This is a genomic window from Achromobacter sp. 1014246743 (assembly GCF_059760725.1).
In genome coordinates this window covers 1-14,105 of the sequence record NZ_JCBANA010000112.1, presented here as the reverse complement: position 1 = coordinate 14,105, position 14,105 = coordinate 1, and the positions used below count along the sequence as shown (strand labels likewise).

Genomic DNA, 14,105 nt, shown 5'->3' with positions numbered 1-14,105 from the left:
GGGCCGCCCTGGGGCAGCGGCGGCCCGGCCACGCGGAAAAGAAGCGGCCGGCGCAGGCCGGCCGGGCGCGATCAGGCGCTTTCGAAGATGCGGGTCAGCACGAATTCGCGGTGACCCAGGGCCTCGGCCGCGGTCCAGCGGCCGTTGGCGGTGGCCAGCATGCATTCCAGCAGCATGTCGCCGGCCTGGTTCAGGTCGATCTCGCGCTGCAGCAGCGCGCTGGTATCCACGTCCACGTGTTCGGACATGGTGCGCACGGTGCGCGGATTGGCGCAGATCTTGATGACCGGCAGGATGGGGTTGCCGATGACATTGCCCTGGCCCGTGGGGAAGAAGTGCACCGCATAGCCCGACGCTGCGCACAGGGTCACCATTTCGGCGGCGGCCGATGACGAATCCATGAACCACAGGCCCGGGCCATCGGGAATCTCGGCCTTGTCGATGACGCCGTCCACGCGGCAGTGCTTGCCGATCTTCTGGATGTTGCCCAGCGCCTTTTCCTCGATGGTGGTCAGGCCGCCGGCGATGTTGCCCTTGGTGGGTTGGGATTCGGACAGGTCGCTGGTCTTCCAGCGGTCGATCATGGCCTGGTAGCGGTTGAACATGAACATGAAGCGTTCGCGCACGGCGTCGTTGGCACAGCGCTCGGCCACGATGTGTTCGCCGCCGGTCAGCTCCGAGGTTTCGCCGAACACCAGGGTCGAGCCCAGCGCATACAGCTTGTCGAAGGCGTTGCCCACCGTGGGGTTGGCGCCGCAGCCCGAGGTGGTGTCGGATTCGCCGCATTTGGTCGACACCCACAGGTCCGAGATCGGACACGTGCTGCGCGTCAGCGCGGTGGCGTAGTGCACGAATTCCTTGGCGCAGCGCGAGGCGCGCATGATGGTGTCGTGGTCGCCATGCAGTTCGATGCTGAAGCCCATGACCGGCTTGCCGGTGGCGGCAATGCCGTCGACCACGCGCTTGGTCCAGCCTTCTTCGATGCCGATCACCACCACCGCGGCCACGTTGGGATTGCAGCCGGTGCCGATCAGGGTACGGAAGTGCAGCTCCAGGTCTTCGCCGAACTGCAGCCGGCCGTAAGGGTGGGGCAACGCCAGCGTGCCCTTGATGTTGTGGGCGACGGCTTCGGCCGCGGCGTTGGAAATGTCGTCCACGGGCAGCACGATGACGTGGTTGCGCACGCCGACCCGGCCGTTGTCGCGGCGGTAACCCTGGAAGGTGGTTTGAGCATTGATGACGGACATGAGTTTTTCCTCTTGGGGGCGGGTGGGTCGCTTACCAGCGCTTGGTCTTGATGTTGTGCACGTGGGCGTGCTGGCCGGCCTTGATCGGCGCCACCACGCGGCCGATGTCCACGCCGTACTTGAAGACCGTGTCGCCCACGGCCATGTCCTTCATCGCGACCTTGTGGCCGATGGGAATGTCCTGCGAGGCCCGGACATGGATGATCTTGTCCTCGTCCATGATCCAGGCGTTCAGTTCCGTTCCGGCGGTCAGGCCTTCCACCACGGCGACCGCCACCGTGTCCTTGGCATCGTGCAATACGGCGTGAATCATCGTCTTCCTCTCTTGGGCTGGGCGTGCGGCCGGGTGCCGCAAGCGCTTCGGGATCGCAACGTCCGGCAAATCTTAAGATCGGCTTTTCGGTATGTCAACTAAATCATATATATGAATTGTATGACTTGAGACGGGCCGTCGCGCACCGCTACACTGGAGGGCCCTGATTATTGCGATGCACCCATGAACACCAGCCTGTCATCGACTGTGCCTTTGGGCAGTCCCTTGTACGAGCAGGTCAAGCAAGCCGTGCTTGCCGCGCTGGCGCAAGGCGAATGGAAGCAGGGCGAGGCAATTCCCCCGGAAAAGCATCTGGCCGAGCGCTTTGGCGTGTCGATCGGCACGCTGCGCAAGGCCATCGACGAACTGGCCGCGGAGAACATCCTGGTCCGTCACCAGGGCCGGGGCACGTACGTGGCGGTGCACACGCGCAACCACCACTTCTTCAAGTTCTTCCGCATCCTGCGCCAGGACGGCAACAAGTCGTACCCCACGACCGAGCTGCTGCGTTTTCGCCGGGTCAAGGCATCGGCCGCGGCGCGCGAAAAGCTGGGCCTGGCTGCCGGCGCCTACGTGTTCGAATTTCTGAACATGCTGTCGCTGAACGGCGACGTGGTCATGATCGACGACATCTGCCTGCCCGAGTCGCGCTTTCCCGGCATGACCGAGGCGCACCTGCGCGAGCGTGCCAGCACCCTGTATGCGCTGTACCAGGACGTGTTCGGCGTCAACGTCATCGCCACCGACGAGCGCCTGCGCACCTGCCTGGCCGACCGCGCCCACGCGCGCTGGCTGGGCGTGGCCGAGGGCGCGCCCCTGCTCGAAATCCGCCGGGTGGCGTTCTCGTACAACCGCCAGCCGGTGGAATGGCGCATCTCGCGCGTGAACACCGAGCACTACGAATACCTGGGCCACGAGCCCTGGGAGGCAGGGGCCTGACCGCCTGTTCCTGTCGCCGCCCCACCCGCGTGGCGACGGCAGGGGCTTGCGGACCCGGCCGCAAGCAGTGCTAGAATTCCTGCCGCACTATCCTAATTTCGGCGCCGATTTGCCTGATCCGCTTGCGGGCGCCTTCCAATAAATCCAGCTAAAGAGGTCCGTATGACCACTCCTGCCCAACATTTGGCCGGTGATTCGGCCAGCGCCGCGCTTGCAGGCTCGCCTGCCACCGTCGCACCCGTCACGCAGTCCGACGCCGCTGATCCCGGTTCCGTCGGCCTGGTCGCCCCTATCTACCTGCGTTTCGATGAGCCACTGTCCCTGCTCAGCGGACAGTCGCTGGCCGCCTACGAACTGGCGGTCGAAACGTACGGCACCCTGAACGCCCAGCGCAGCAACGCCGTGCTGATCTGCCACGCCCTGAACGCCTCGCACCACGTGGCGGGCCAGGCGGCCGACGCGCCCAGCGACGTGGGCTGGTGGGACAACATGGTGGGGCCCGGCAAGCCGGTCGATACCAACGTGTTCTTCGTCATCGGCGTGAACAACCTGGGTTCGTGCTTCGGTTCGACCGGCCCGGCCAGCATCAACCCCGAGACCGGCAAGCCCTGGGGCGCCGCGTTCCCGGTGCTGACGGTGGAAGACTGGGTGCAGGCGCAGGCCCGGGTGGCCGACCACTTCGGCATCGAGCGCTTTGCCGCCGTGATGGGCGGTTCGCTGGGCGGCATGCAGGCGCTGAGCTGGGCCATCACCTTGCCCGACCGCGTGGCCAATTGCGTGGTCATTGCCAGCACGCCGCGCCTGTCGGCGCAGAACATCGGCTTTAACGAGGTGGCGCGCCGCGCCATCATCACCGACCCGGATTTCCACGGCGGCGACTACTACGCGCAAGACACCGTACCGCGCCGCGGCCTGTCGGTGGCGCGCATGATCGGCCACATCACCTACCTGTCCGACGACGACATGGCCGAGAAATTCGGCCGCGCCCAGCGCGAGCCGGCGGCGGACGGCGCCTACCATTACGGTTATGGCGTCGAGTTCGAGGTCGAATCGTACCTGCGCTACCAGGGCGAGAAATTCACCCGCTATTTCGATGCCAACACCTACCTGCTGATCACCCGCGCGCTGGACTATTTCGACCCGGCCCGCAAGACCGGCGGCGACCTGGCACGCGCCCTGGCGCCGGCCAAGGCCGACTTCCTGCTGGTGTCGTTCAGCACCGATTGGCGCTTTCCGCCGGAACGCTCGCGCGAGATCGTGCGGGCGTTGCTCAAGAACGCCAGCCCTGTCACCTACGCCGAGATCGACGCGCCGCACGGGCACGACGCCTTCCTGCTGGACGACGCGCGCTACCATGCCGTGGTTCGCGGCTATTACGAGCGCATCGCCCGCGAACTGGGCCTGGTCGACGCCGCTCAGATCGAAGGACGCCTCGCATGAACCCTGTCACCCCCCGTCCCGCCGTGGCCACGCTGCGGCCCGACCTGGCGCGCATCGCCAGCTGGATCGAGCCCGGCAGCCGCGTCCTGGACCTGGGCTGCGGCGACGGCGCGCTGCTGGCGCACCTGCGCGACCACCGCCAGGTGCGCGGCGCGGGCGTGGAGCTGGACGACACTTGCGTCATCGCCTGCGTCAAGCGCGGCGTGGAAGTGATCCAGCAGAACCTCGAAGACGGCCTGGCGCTGTTCGACGACAAGCAGTTCGACACCGTGGTGCTGTCGCAGACGCTGCAGTCCATGCACCGCACCGAACACATCCTGCGTGAAATGGCGCGGGTGGCGCGCCACGGCGTCGTGTCGTTTCCCAATTTCGGCTACTGGCCGCACGGCTGGATGATCCTGCGCGGCCGCATGCCGGTGACCGGCCAGATGCCCTACCAGTGGTACAACACGCCGAACATCCACCTGTGCACGCTGCGCGACTTCGAACAGCTGGCCGGTGACCTGGGGCTGCGCATCCTGGAGCGCGCCACGTTCAACGAAGGGCGCGAGATCAAGGCCTTTCCCAGCTGGCGCAGCACCCTGGCGGTGTACCGCTTCGCCTCTCCCTGACTTTCTGCAACGGCGGCTGACGGCCCGGGCGATCCGCGCCTAAAATGCCGCAAGCCCGCCGCGCACGCCTGTGCGCCGCGCCGGCCCGTTCCAGGAGACCGTCATTACCGCTGTATCCAACGTCTACACCAGCCCCCGCGTCGCACCCCTGCTGGTCCTGGGGTTTGCCAGCGGATTGCCGCTGGCCCTGACCAGCGGCACCTTGCAGGCGTGGGCCACCGTGGCCGGCGTGCCGTTGCAGCAGATCGGTTTCCTGACCCTGGTAGGCACCGCCTACACCCTGAAATTCCTGTGGGCCCCGCTGGTCGACCGCTACGTGCCGCCGTTGCTGGGCCGGCGCCGTGGCTGGATGCTGGTCACGCAGATCCTGCTGGGCCTGGCCATCATGGTCATGGGCACGCTGTCGCCGTCGTCGGCCTTGCAGACGCTGGCGCTGCTGGCGCTGCTGGTGGCGTTTCTTTCCGCCACCCAGGACATCGCCTTTGACGCCTACTGCACCGACGTGCTGCGCAAGGAAGAGCGGGGCGCGGGCGCGGCCATCAAGGTCATGGGCTACCGACTGGCCATGATCGTGTCGGGCGGGCTGGCGCTGATCATGGCGGATCAATGGATCGGCTGGGGCAATACCTACGTGGTGATGGGCGGCCTGATGCTGCTGTGCGCGCTGGCCACGTTGTGGGCGCCCGAGCCGGAACGCGTGGCCGTGGCGCCGCGCAGCCTGGGCGAGGCCGTGGCGGCGCCATTGCAGGAATTCTTCACCCGCCGCGGCGCCTTGATGGTGCTGCTGCTGATCGTGCTGTACAAGCTGGGCGACGCCTTTGCCGGTGCCTTGTCCACCACCTTCCTGATCCGTGGCGCGGGCTACACGCCCACCGAGGTTGGCGCGGTCAACAAAGTCATGGGCATGGCCGCCACCATCGTCGGCGCACTGGCCGGCGGCTTCATCATGTCGCGCTGGACGCTGTATCGGTCGCTGATGGTGTTCGGCCTGCTGCAGGCGGTGTCCAACCTGGGCTATTGGCTGATCGCCGTCAGCCCCAAGAGCATCTGGCTGATGGCCAGCGCGGTTGGCCTGGAAAACCTCTGCGGCGGGCTGGGCACGGCCTCGTTCGTGGGCCTGCTGATGGCCCTGTGCCGCCAGCGCTTTTCGGCCACGCAGTTCGCGCTCTTGTCGGCGCTGTCGGCCGTCGGCCGCACCTACCTGGCCGGACCGCTGACGCCGCCCCTGGTCGAGCACCTGGGCTGGCCCGGCTTCTTCCTGGTGACGGTCGTCATTGCGCTGCCCGGGCTGGTGCTGCTGCGCATGCTGCGCGGCAGCATCGAGGCCATGATCCAGAACGGGGACGCCTGAGTCCCCGCCCGGCGATTTATTCCTTATTCCTCGCCGGTCAGCCGCACGATCAGCACATCGCTGGGCAGGGCTTCCAGCAGCCGTTCGGCGACGCTGCCGATGGCCGTGCGCAAGAGGCCCGTGCGGCCATGGGTGCCCGTCACCACCAGGTCCGATCGATGGTTGAACGAGTATTCCGACAGCACGGTTTCCGGCTGGCCGCATTCCAGCACCACCTGGGGCGCCGCCACGTCCGCCAGTTCCGCCGTGTCGGCGATGAACTCGCGCGCACTTTGCTCGGCCGCCTTGTAGAAGCTGCGCGTCACGGCGTCGTCCGGCACGTTCTTGCCCTGGAACGGCACATCGTAGGCATGGAACAGCGTCAGGTTGGCGTCGGGCACGAGCTGCAGCGCGGCGCGCAGCGCCTGGCGCGAGCCGGGCGAAAAGTCGGTGGCGACCAGCACGTCGTGATACGGCTTGCGCGGGCGGGTCTTGACCACCAGCACAGGTTGGCGGGCCTGCCGCGCCAGCTTTTCCACCGTGGTGCCCAGCAGCAGCCGGCCCAGCGTTTCGTCGCGGGCGATGCCGGTGACGATCAACGAGCAGCCGAAGCTGTCGGCGGTTTCCATGATGCGCACCAGCGGATCCCCGGTGGTCACCACCACTTCGGTGGGCACGCCGGCGTCGGCCAGGTCTTCGGCCAGTTCGCGCTCGGCCAGGGCCTTGTGGTCGGTGGACAGCCGGCGCCAGACCGGCGTGGTCAGCCGCGCCGGCACGGCATGGGTTTCCATGACGTGCAGCACGACCAGCTTGGTGTTGCGTTCCTTGGCCAGTTGCAGCGCCCGGTCCAGCGCGCGGTCGCCCCGCGCGCTCAGGTCCGTGGCCAGAAGGATGGGGCCAGGTTGTTGCGACATACGATTCTCCCGATGTGAGGCCGGGCTGGCGGCTCCCGCAAGCCGCGTCCGGCCGATGGCGCCCTTGGCGGGCATACCCCATTGTCCGGGCGTGGCGCGGGCCGGGGCTTGATCGATATCAACGTGCTTGCAGCGTAAGGGATGGCGGGGGCCCGCGGCAACGCCATTGCGCGGTGTCAATACAATGGGGGCCTGCCGCCTGCCCGGGGTCCGTCCCCGGCCAGGCGCCGTTCCATCCACGGCCCGACCCATGTTTCCCGATCTTTCTCCCGTCCTGCTGCACACGCTTTATCTCGTTGCCATCGTGGCCGAAGCCATGACCGCAGCGCTATCGGCCGGTCGGCGCGACATGGACTGGATGGGCGTATGCATCATCGCCTGCGTCACCGCGCTGGGCGGCGGTTCGCTGCGCGACGTGCTGCTGGGCCATTACCCGCTGACCTGGGTGATTCACCCTGAGTACCTCTGGATGACGGCGGGCGCGGCGCTGCTGACGGCCCTGATCGCGCCGATCATGCGGCGGCTGCGCAGCCTGTTCCTTCTGGCCGACGCACTGGGCCTGGTGGCGTTCACGGTCATTGGTTGCCAGGTGGCGCAGCTGATGCAGCTGCCGATCACGGTGGTGCTGATCAGCGGCATGATCACCGGCTGCGCCGGCGGGGTGCTGCGCGACGTGCTCTGCAACGAGGTGCCGCTGCTGTTCCGCAAGGAACTCTACGCCAGCGTGTCGGTGGTGACCGGCGCGCTGTACCTGGGCAGCCAGTCGCTGGGGCTGTCCGCCAATGCCGCCGTGCCCATCGCCCTGGCCGCCGGCCTGGCCTTGCGCCTGCTCGCCCTGCGCTTTAACTGGCAGATGCCCAAGTTCGTCTACCGCGACGACTGGGATTGACGCGTCGCGTCGGCACCTGCTGACCGAGCGCCTGACTCGCCCACTGCCGCAGTTCGACTGTCGTGCCGATGGCCATCAACGGATTCATGCGCGAACTGCTGCAACAATTTTCTTATTTGTGTTTCAATAGATTTCTAGTATCTTCTCTGGGTCGCAATACTTGCATCACGCAGCACAAGGGGAGCCGATTGGACGTCAAAGCGCCCGCCACGATTCCGTATTTCCTGCAGGAACAGATTCGTGAGTTGATAGTGGATGGCACTATCCGGCCCGGGCAGCCGTTGCGGGAACAGGAACTGGAGCAGCGTTTCGGCACCAGCCGCAGCCCCATCCGGGAAGCGCTGCGGTTGCTGGAATTGAGCGGCCTGGTGACGCATGTCCAGCGCAAAGGTTTCAGGGCCACCCTGTATTCGGAAACCCAGATCCGCCACCTGTACAAGCTGCGCGCGGAGCTGGAAGCCTACTGCATCCGCCAGGTCGCCGAGATGGACGACGTGTCGCCGCTGGTGGCCGAACTGCGCACCTACGACGATGCCATCGCCGCGGCCATGGCCAAGCGCGACGTGCGCGCCTACATCGCGGCGTTGCGCGAGTTCTACCTGGCCGGCGCCCGCTTCACGGGCAATGTGCCGTTGGTGGAGGTGCTGACCAAGCTGTACGAGCAGGTCGAGCCGCTGCGCTACCTGCTGGCCCGGCAGAGCATGGACTCGAACAAGCTGCAGACCTACACCCAGGGCATCACGCAGGCCATGGCCAGCCGCGACTTCGAGCGCGCGGCCGAACTGACGCGCAGCTACGTGCTGGATGTGCTGCCGGGCATTTTGCGGGCCTACCACGAGGCCTCGCTGCAGGACGCCGAAGAGCCGGCGCCGCGTTTCGGCCGCGGCTAGCGCGCGGCCCCTTTCTCGTCGATTGTTCTCAGCGCGCCTGCGGCGTGCGCACCGCGATGCCGGCTTCTTGCAGCGCGTCGCGGATGGCGCGCGCGAACACCAGCGCGTTGGGCTGGTCGCCGTGGATACAGAGCGTGTCGGCCTGCACCGGCACGTCCTTGCCGTCGACCGAGCGCACCAGGCCTTCGCGGGCCATGCGCAGCACCTGCGCCACCGCCTGGTCCACGTCTTCGATCATGGCGCCCGCGCGGGTGCGCGGGGTGAGCGAGCCGTCGTCCTGGTAGGACCGGTCGGCAAAGACTTCGCTGGCGGCGGCCAGGCCGATGTCGCGGGCGGCATCGATCAGCTTGCTGCCTGCCAGGCCGTACAGCACTAGCGAGGCATCCACGTCTTTCACCGCCTGGCAGATGGCGCGCGCCAGGCCGGCGTCTTTGGCGGCCATGTTGTACAGCGCGCCGTGCGCCTTGACGTGGTGCAGCCGCGCACCTTGCGAAGCGGCCACGCCGGCCAGCGCGCCGATCTGGTAGACGACGATGTCGTAGGCTTCTTCGGGCGTGGTGGGGATGGCACGGCGGCCGAAGCCGGCCAGGTCCTGCAGGCTGGGGTGCGCGCCCAGCGCCACGCCCTGGGCCAGCGCGGCGGCCACGGTCTTGCGCAAGGTGGCGGGGTCGCCGCCATGGAAGCCGCAGGCAATGTTGGCCGAGCTGACGAACGCCAGCACCGCGGCATCGTTGCCCATGGTCCAGGCGCCGTAGCTTTCGCCCATGTCGCAGTTCAGGTCGATGCTTTGGCTCATGTCAGTGTCCTTGTGTCAGCAAGGCGCGCAGCGGCGCCAGCGTGTCCAGCAATTGGGTAAAGGCGCGTTCGCGTTCACCGTCCAGGCGCTGGGCCTCGTCCAGTTCGATCCGCGCAAAGCGCAGGGTGCGTCCCGGGGCGTATTGGGCCAGCAGCGGCAGGTCGACGGTGGCGATCTGCGCGATCTTGGGGTAGCCGCCGGTGGTCTGGCGGTCGGCCATGAGGATGATGGCTTCGCCGCCGGACGGCACCTGCACGGTACCGAAGCAGGCGGCTTCCGACAGCATCTGGCGCGGTTGGCTCATGGACAGCGCAGGCCCCAGCAAGCGATAGCCCATGCGGTCCGATTGCGGACTGATGCGAAATTCCGAGCCGCCGAAGGCATGGCGGGTGGCTTCGGAAAATTCTTCCCATTGCAGGCCGGGCAGGAAACGGATGGCGTCGCGTTGCTTATGGCCCAGCGCGCCGGGCAGGTAGATGCGGATGTCCCACAGCGCTTTCTGCAGGGCGTCCAGATCGGAATGGCCCAGCGCCTGGCGCAGGCCGACCTGGTCGCCCTTTGCCAGCGCGCGGCCTTCGAAGCCGCCGAAGCCGCTGCGCAGGTAGGTGGTTTCGCTGCCCATCACGGACGGCAGCGCAAAACCGCCATGCACCGCCAGGTAGCCGCGCACGCCGTTGGCGGGCCGGGCGCCGAACGCCAGCGTGTCGCCCGTGCGCGCCACCAACGGGCGGTGCAAGGGGATGTCCTGGCCGTTGAGCGTGGCGCCCAGGTCGGCGCCCGCCAGCGCGAAGCAGGCTGGCGCATCAAAGCGCAGCGTGGGGCCGGTCAGGGTCATTTCGAGCGTGGCCGGGTCGCCGGTGTTGCCGGCCAGCGCATTGGCCAGGCGGTGGGCGCGTTCGTCCATGGCGCCGGCGGCGGGAATGCCCTGGTGCTGGTAGCCGTCGCGGCCGCGGTTCTGGAAACTGGACAGCATGCCCGGCTTGATGACGGTGATGCTCACGGCCGGGCCTCGCGCAGACGGTCGAATGCTTCAGGGGTGATGGGCACGAAGCGGACCGAGTCGCCGGGTTGCAGCAGCGCAGCCGGTTCGCGCGCGGGGTCGAACATGGTCAGCGGCGTGGTGCCGATGATGTGCCAGCCGCCGGGCAGGCGGTTGGGATAGATGACGGTCTGGCGATTGGCGATGGCCACGGCGCCAGGGGGCACCGCCGTGCGTGGCGACGCGCGCCGCGGCAGGTTCAGCTTGTCGTCGTGTACGCCCAGGTAGGCATGGCCGGGCGCAAAGCCCAGCATGAACACCATGCTGCGCGGCCCGCTGTGCAGCGCGATGACCTCGTCGGGCGTCAGGCCAGCGGCGGCGGCCACGTCGAGCAGGTCGGGGCCGTGTTCGCCGCCGTAGCAGACGGGCACGTCGACCTCGCGGCCGGCCGTGGCGTCGGCGGCAATGCCTTCGGCCAACAGGGTTTCAATGCGCTCGGCCAGGCTGGCGTACGTGGGGCCGTTGCCCAGGCCGTCGGGCCGGTAGTGGACCGCCACCGCCACGAACGAGGGCACCACGTCGGTCACGCCCGGCAGGCCGGCGTCGCGCAGCTTGCGCGCCGCGGCCAGGCAGGTGCGTCCGATCGAGGCATCGATCTGGTCGCCGAACGAGACGATCAGGCAGCGGTCACCCTGGGGCTGGATGCGCCAGGTGATTTCGGCCGAAGAAGGTGGGTCGGATATTGCGTTCAACGGCACGAAACCTGTAGAGACGGATTACTTGGCGAACAACGAATCCAGGTTCTTGAATGCCTTGAATTCCAGCGCATTGCCCGACGGATCCAGGAAGAACATGGTGGCCTGTTCGCCGACTTCGCCCTTGAAGCGGATGTAGGGCTCGATGACGAACTCGGTGCCGGCATCGGTCAGGCGCTTGGCCATGGCTTCCCATTGTTCCATGGAAAGCACCGCGCCGAAATGGCGCACGGGCACATTATGCGAATCGACGGCGCTGGTGGCCTTGTGGCCGCACTCGCTGGGGGCCAGGTGGGCGACGATCTGGTGGCCGTAGAAATTGAAGTCGATCCATTCGGGCGAGCTGCGGCCCTCGGGACAGCCCAGCTTTTCGCCGTAGAAGGCGCGGGCTTCGGCCAGGTCACGGACCGGGAAGGCCAGGTGGAACGGCGGCAAGTTGGTTTGAGCGGTCATGAAAAGCTCCGGATAAGGCGGAAAAGGTAAATCAGAATGCGGACCGTCACCATCGGGTCGTGTCCTGATTGCTAGTTTAAGAATTGTTTTTTTGATTGAAAAACGATATTTTTTGTGTCTTAGCATCGAAAATATTGATCGTGATCAAAGAATTCAAGACCTTCATCGCCGTGGCGCGGGACGGCACCTTTACGGGGGCGGGCGCCCAGCTGGGCCTGACCCAGTCGGCCGTCAGCGCGCAGATCAAGCGCCTGGAGGAATACCTGGGCGTGGCGCTGTTCGACCGCGGCGCGCGCGCGGCGACGCTGAACGCGCACGGGCGCGAGATGCTGCCGCAGGCCGAGGAACTGGTGGCCATGGCCGAGCGCATGGCCACGGCGGGCGCCGGGCACGTCAGCGGATCGCTGCGCATCGGCGCCATCGCCTCGGTGCAGCAGGACCTGCTGGTGCGGGCGCTGGGGGAATTCCGCGCAGGCTATCCGGACGTGCGGGTGCGCATCGTGCCGGGGGTGTCGTTGTCGCTTTTGGGGCAGGTGGACGCGGGCGAGGTCGACATGGCGCTGTTGATCCGGCCGCCGTTCGCCTTGCCGCCTGAATTGGGCTGGCAGCCACTGCTGCGCGAAGAAGTCGTGCTGGCCATGCCGGAATCGATGCCGCCGGCGCCGTGGCGCGAGCTGCTGGCGACGCAGCCGTTCATCCGCTACGACCGGGCGTCGTTCGGCGGGCGGGTGGTGGACCTGTTCCTGAAGAAGCAGCGCATCACGGTGCACGAGGCGGTGGAACTCGATGAGATCGAGGCCATTGCCAATATGGTGCGGCACGGGCTGGGGGTGGGGTTGTTGCCGCGGCTGCGGGGCTTGAACCTGGACGGCTTGCGGCTGCTGTCGCTGGGCGAGGCGGCGTTCTACCGGGAAATCGGCATCATCGGGCGCTTGCCGTTCGATGCGGGCAGCGTCGGGGGCAAAATGGCGGAATGCCTGGGGCGGGCCGCGGCTGCGCCCGGGGAGGCCTGGGACAAGTGAAATCCAGCGGCACGCGCGCGGTATCTGGCGAGGAATGTGCGGGTGCCGAGCGCGGGCCCCATTGGCCCGGAAGATACGGGGCGGGCAGGTGGGGGCGCGCCACGCTGGGGGAGCAATTGAAAAAGAGGGGCCCCGACAGGGCCCCTCTTTTTCTGCGCCTTGCCGTTGCGGGCTTTACAGCCGGTCGCAGCGGACCGTGATGGGGTGGTCGCGCAGCGTGGTCATGACCAGGTCGTCGACGTGGCCTTCGACGTCGGTGATGACGTAGCCGATCTGGCCCTTGGTCTGCAGGGTCTGGCTGACGATGTTCAGGCCGTGTTGGGCCATCAGGTTGTCGAGCGTGCCCAGGGCGCCGGGGGCGTTGCGGTGCACGTGCAGGATGCGGGTGGCGCCGGCCTGTTCCAGGAAGGGCAGTTCGGGGAAGTTGACGGCGCCCTTGGTGGTGCCGGCCTGTAGGAAGCGCACGAGCTTTTCGGCGACTTCGCGGCCGATGTTCTCTTGGGATTCCTGCGTGCTGCCGCCGATGTGCGGGGTGAGGATGACGTTGGGCAGTCCGATCAGGGGGCTGGCCAGCGGTTCGTCGGCGCTCTTGGGTTCGGTGGGGAAGACGTCGAGCGCGGCGCCGGCCAGGTGGCCGGATTTCAGGGCGGCGTGCAGGGCGTTGATGTCGACGACGGTGCCGCGCGAGGCGTTGATGAGGATGGCACCGCGGCGCATGCGGGCCAGGGCGTCGGCGTCGATGATGTTTTCGGTGGACTTGCCGCCGGGCACGTGCAGGGTCACGACGTCGGCCTGTTCGAGCAGGTCGTTGAGCGAGCCGGCAGGGCGGGCGTTGCCCAGGGGCAGCTTGGCTTCGACGTCGTGGTAGAGGACGCGCATGCCCAGGCTTTCGGCCAGGGTGCTGATCTGTGAGCCGATGTTGCCGTAGCCGACGATGCCCAGCGTCTTGCCGCGGGTCTCGAAAGCGCCGGACGCGCTCTTGTCCCAGTGGCCCAGGTGCACGCGGGCGTTCTTTTCGGGAATGCGGCGCAGCAGCAGGATGGCTTCGCCCAGCACCAGCTCGGCGACCGAGCGGGTGTTCGAGAAGGGGGCGTTGAACACCGGGATGCCACGCTGCATGGCGGTGTCGAGATCGACCTGGTTGGTGCCGATGCAGAAGCAGCCGACGACGCGCAGGTCGGGGTTGCCGGACAGCAGGGCGGCGTCCAGGTGGGTGCGAGAACGGATGCCGGCGACGTGGGCGCCACGCAGGGCGTCCTGCATCTGCGCGGGCGGCAGGGCCGCGGCGTGCGAGACGATGTCGGTGTAGCCCGCGTTTTCGAAGACGGCGCGGGCGCTCGGGTGGATGTTCTCGAACAGGACGATTTTTGCCATGACTGCCAGGGGTCGGGTGGGGAAATACGTTCTATTTATTGTGGCCCATTTTTGCTGCAGTGCAAGGAGTAGCCATTGGCGCGGTGTGGATGAATTGTTTCAACGGCCGCGCCGGGAAAGCGTTTGCCCGGCCAGCCCCTGCATGGGCTGGCC

General features: G+C 67.2%; 15 protein-coding genes and 1 riboswitch. Of the genes, 7 read left to right on the top strand and 8 right to left on the bottom strand.

Annotated elements, in window-relative coordinates; translation table 11 throughout:
- Nucleotides 1–71 precede the first annotated feature (71 nt).
- Together AC6LJ2_RS29065 and AC6LJ2_RS29060 are read right to left on the bottom strand one after the other, a co-directional pair.
- Nucleotides 72–1,247, bottom strand: a complete 1,176-nt coding sequence (locus AC6LJ2_RS29065) for a UxaA family hydrolase (protein ID WP_263915240.1) — start codon at nt 1,245–1,247, stop codon at nt 72–74.
- A gap of 31 nt (nt 1,248–1,278) precedes the next feature.
- Nucleotides 1,279–1,560: a UxaA family hydrolase gene (locus tag AC6LJ2_RS29060; RefSeq protein ID WP_056327564.1), complete on the bottom strand. Its 282-nt coding sequence runs from the start codon at nt 1,558–1,560 to the stop codon at nt 1,279–1,281.
- Nucleotides 1,561–1,743: 183 nt separating this feature from the next.
- On the opposite strand from AC6LJ2_RS29060, the gene AC6LJ2_RS29055 reads away from it, so the two are divergent.
- From AC6LJ2_RS29055 to AC6LJ2_RS29040, 4 genes are all read left to right on the top strand, one after another.
- Nucleotides 1,744–2,499, top strand: a complete 756-nt coding sequence (locus tag AC6LJ2_RS29055; protein WP_263915238.1) for a GntR family transcriptional regulator — start codon at nt 1,744–1,746, stop codon at nt 2,497–2,499.
- Nucleotides 2,500–2,590: 91 nt separating this feature from the next.
- Nucleotides 2,591–2,672, top strand: a riboswitch (SAM riboswitch).
- Nucleotides 2,662–3,939, top strand: a complete 1,278-nt coding sequence (gene metX / locus AC6LJ2_RS29050; protein ID WP_445658060.1) for a homoserine O-succinyltransferase MetX — start codon at nt 2,662–2,664, stop codon at nt 3,937–3,939. It overlaps the preceding riboswitch by 11 nt.
- Nucleotides 3,936–4,550: a methionine biosynthesis protein MetW gene (metW, locus tag AC6LJ2_RS29045; protein ID WP_263915236.1), complete on the top strand. Its 615-nt coding sequence runs from the start codon at nt 3,936–3,938 to the stop codon at nt 4,548–4,550. Before metX ends, metW begins: the two co-directional genes overlap by 4 nt.
- Before the next feature lie 70 nt (nt 4,551–4,620).
- Nucleotides 4,621–5,901, top strand: coding sequence for a muropeptide transporter (locus tag AC6LJ2_RS29040; RefSeq protein ID WP_445658061.1), 1,281 nt, complete (start codon nt 4,621–4,623; stop codon nt 5,899–5,901).
- 23 nt (nt 5,902–5,924) lie between these two features.
- Here AC6LJ2_RS29040 and AC6LJ2_RS29035 read toward each other — a convergent pair whose 3' ends face one another.
- Nucleotides 5,925–6,794: a universal stress protein gene (locus tag AC6LJ2_RS29035; protein WP_445658062.1), complete on the bottom strand. Its 870-nt coding sequence runs from the start codon at nt 6,792–6,794 to the stop codon at nt 5,925–5,927.
- A 250-nt stretch (nt 6,795–7,044) separates the two neighbouring features.
- Between AC6LJ2_RS29035 and AC6LJ2_RS29030 the strand changes: the two genes are divergently transcribed.
- Nucleotides 7,045–7,683: a trimeric intracellular cation channel family protein gene (locus tag AC6LJ2_RS29030; protein ID WP_263915234.1), complete on the top strand. Its 639-nt coding sequence runs from the start codon at nt 7,045–7,047 to the stop codon at nt 7,681–7,683.
- 188 nt (nt 7,684–7,871) lie between these two features.
- The gene (locus AC6LJ2_RS29025; protein ID WP_263915233.1) at nt 7,872–8,573 is read left to right on the top strand and encodes a GntR family transcriptional regulator; all 702 of its coding nucleotides are present in this window, start codon (nt 7,872–7,874) and stop codon (nt 8,571–8,573) included.
- A gap of 28 nt (nt 8,574–8,601) precedes the next feature.
- On the opposite strand, the gene AC6LJ2_RS29020 is transcribed toward AC6LJ2_RS29025, so the two are convergent.
- From AC6LJ2_RS29020 to AC6LJ2_RS29005, 4 genes are read right to left on the bottom strand one after another with little or no spacing between them, the layout of a single operon-like run.
- A complete protein-coding gene (locus AC6LJ2_RS29020) occupies nt 8,602–9,369 on the bottom strand; it encodes a LamB/YcsF family protein (protein ID WP_498152694.1) in 768 nt (255 codons plus the stop codon).
- Nucleotide 9,370: 1 nt separating this feature from the next.
- Nucleotides 9,371–10,369: a 5-oxoprolinase subunit C family protein gene (locus AC6LJ2_RS29015; RefSeq protein WP_498152693.1), complete on the bottom strand. Its 999-nt coding sequence runs from the start codon at nt 10,367–10,369 to the stop codon at nt 9,371–9,373.
- Nucleotides 10,366–11,100, bottom strand: coding sequence for a 5-oxoprolinase subunit PxpB (gene pxpB / locus AC6LJ2_RS29010; protein ID WP_263915230.1), 735 nt, complete (start codon nt 11,098–11,100; stop codon nt 10,366–10,368). Before pxpB ends, AC6LJ2_RS29015 begins: the two co-directional genes overlap by 4 nt.
- Before the next feature lie 24 nt (nt 11,101–11,124).
- A complete protein-coding gene (locus AC6LJ2_RS29005; protein WP_006386852.1) occupies nt 11,125–11,556 on the bottom strand; it encodes a VOC family protein in 432 nt (143 codons plus the stop codon).
- Nucleotides 11,557–11,696: 140 nt separating this feature from the next.
- On the opposite strand from AC6LJ2_RS29005, the gene AC6LJ2_RS29000 reads away from it, so the two are divergent.
- The gene (locus AC6LJ2_RS29000) at nt 11,697–12,578 is read left to right on the top strand and encodes a LysR family transcriptional regulator (protein WP_263915229.1); all 882 of its coding nucleotides are present in this window, start codon (nt 11,697–11,699) and stop codon (nt 12,576–12,578) included.
- A 174-nt stretch (nt 12,579–12,752) separates the two neighbouring features.
- Here the strand turns inward: AC6LJ2_RS29000 and serA are convergent, their stop codons facing one another.
- Nucleotides 12,753–13,952 (bottom strand): phosphoglycerate dehydrogenase, encoded by a 1,200-nt coding sequence (serA, locus tag AC6LJ2_RS28995; RefSeq protein WP_263915228.1) that lies wholly within the window; start codon nt 13,950–13,952, stop codon nt 12,753–12,755.
- Between the last annotated feature and the right edge of the window lie 153 nt (nt 13,953–14,105).

What these genes read in the sequence shown, in the direction of transcription:
- AC6LJ2_RS29005 (WP_006386852.1), bottom strand. Translation starts at nt 11,556, where the DNA reads ATGACCGCTCAAACCAACTTGCCGCCGTTCCACCTGGCCTTCCCGGTC.
- AC6LJ2_RS29055 (WP_263915238.1), top strand. Translation starts at nt 1,744, where the DNA reads ATGAACACCAGCCTGTCATCGACTGTGCCTTTGGGCAGTCCCTTGTAC.
- AC6LJ2_RS29065 (WP_263915240.1), bottom strand. Translation starts at nt 1,247, where the DNA reads ATGTCCGTCATCAATGCTCAAACCACCTTCCAGGGTTACCGCCGCGAC.
- AC6LJ2_RS29030 (WP_263915234.1), top strand. Translation starts at nt 7,045, where the DNA reads ATGTTTCCCGATCTTTCTCCCGTCCTGCTGCACACGCTTTATCTCGTT.
- AC6LJ2_RS29035 (WP_445658062.1), bottom strand. Translation starts at nt 6,794, where the DNA reads ATGTCGCAACAACCTGGCCCCATCCTTCTGGCCACGGACCTGAGCGCG.
- metW (WP_263915236.1), top strand. Translation starts at nt 3,936, where the DNA reads ATGAACCCTGTCACCCCCCGTCCCGCCGTGGCCACGCTGCGGCCCGAC.
- serA (WP_263915228.1), bottom strand. Translation starts at nt 13,952, where the DNA reads ATGGCAAAAATCGTCCTGTTCGAGAACATCCACCCGAGCGCCCGCGCC.
- AC6LJ2_RS29020 (WP_498152694.1), bottom strand. Translation starts at nt 9,369, where the DNA reads ATGAGCCAAAGCATCGACCTGAACTGCGACATGGGCGAAAGCTACGGC.
- metX (WP_445658060.1), top strand. Translation starts at nt 2,662, where the DNA reads ATGACCACTCCTGCCCAACATTTGGCCGGTGATTCGGCCAGCGCCGCG.
- AC6LJ2_RS29060 (WP_056327564.1), bottom strand. Translation starts at nt 1,560, where the DNA reads ATGATTCACGCCGTATTGCACGATGCCAAGGACACGGTGGCGGTCGCC.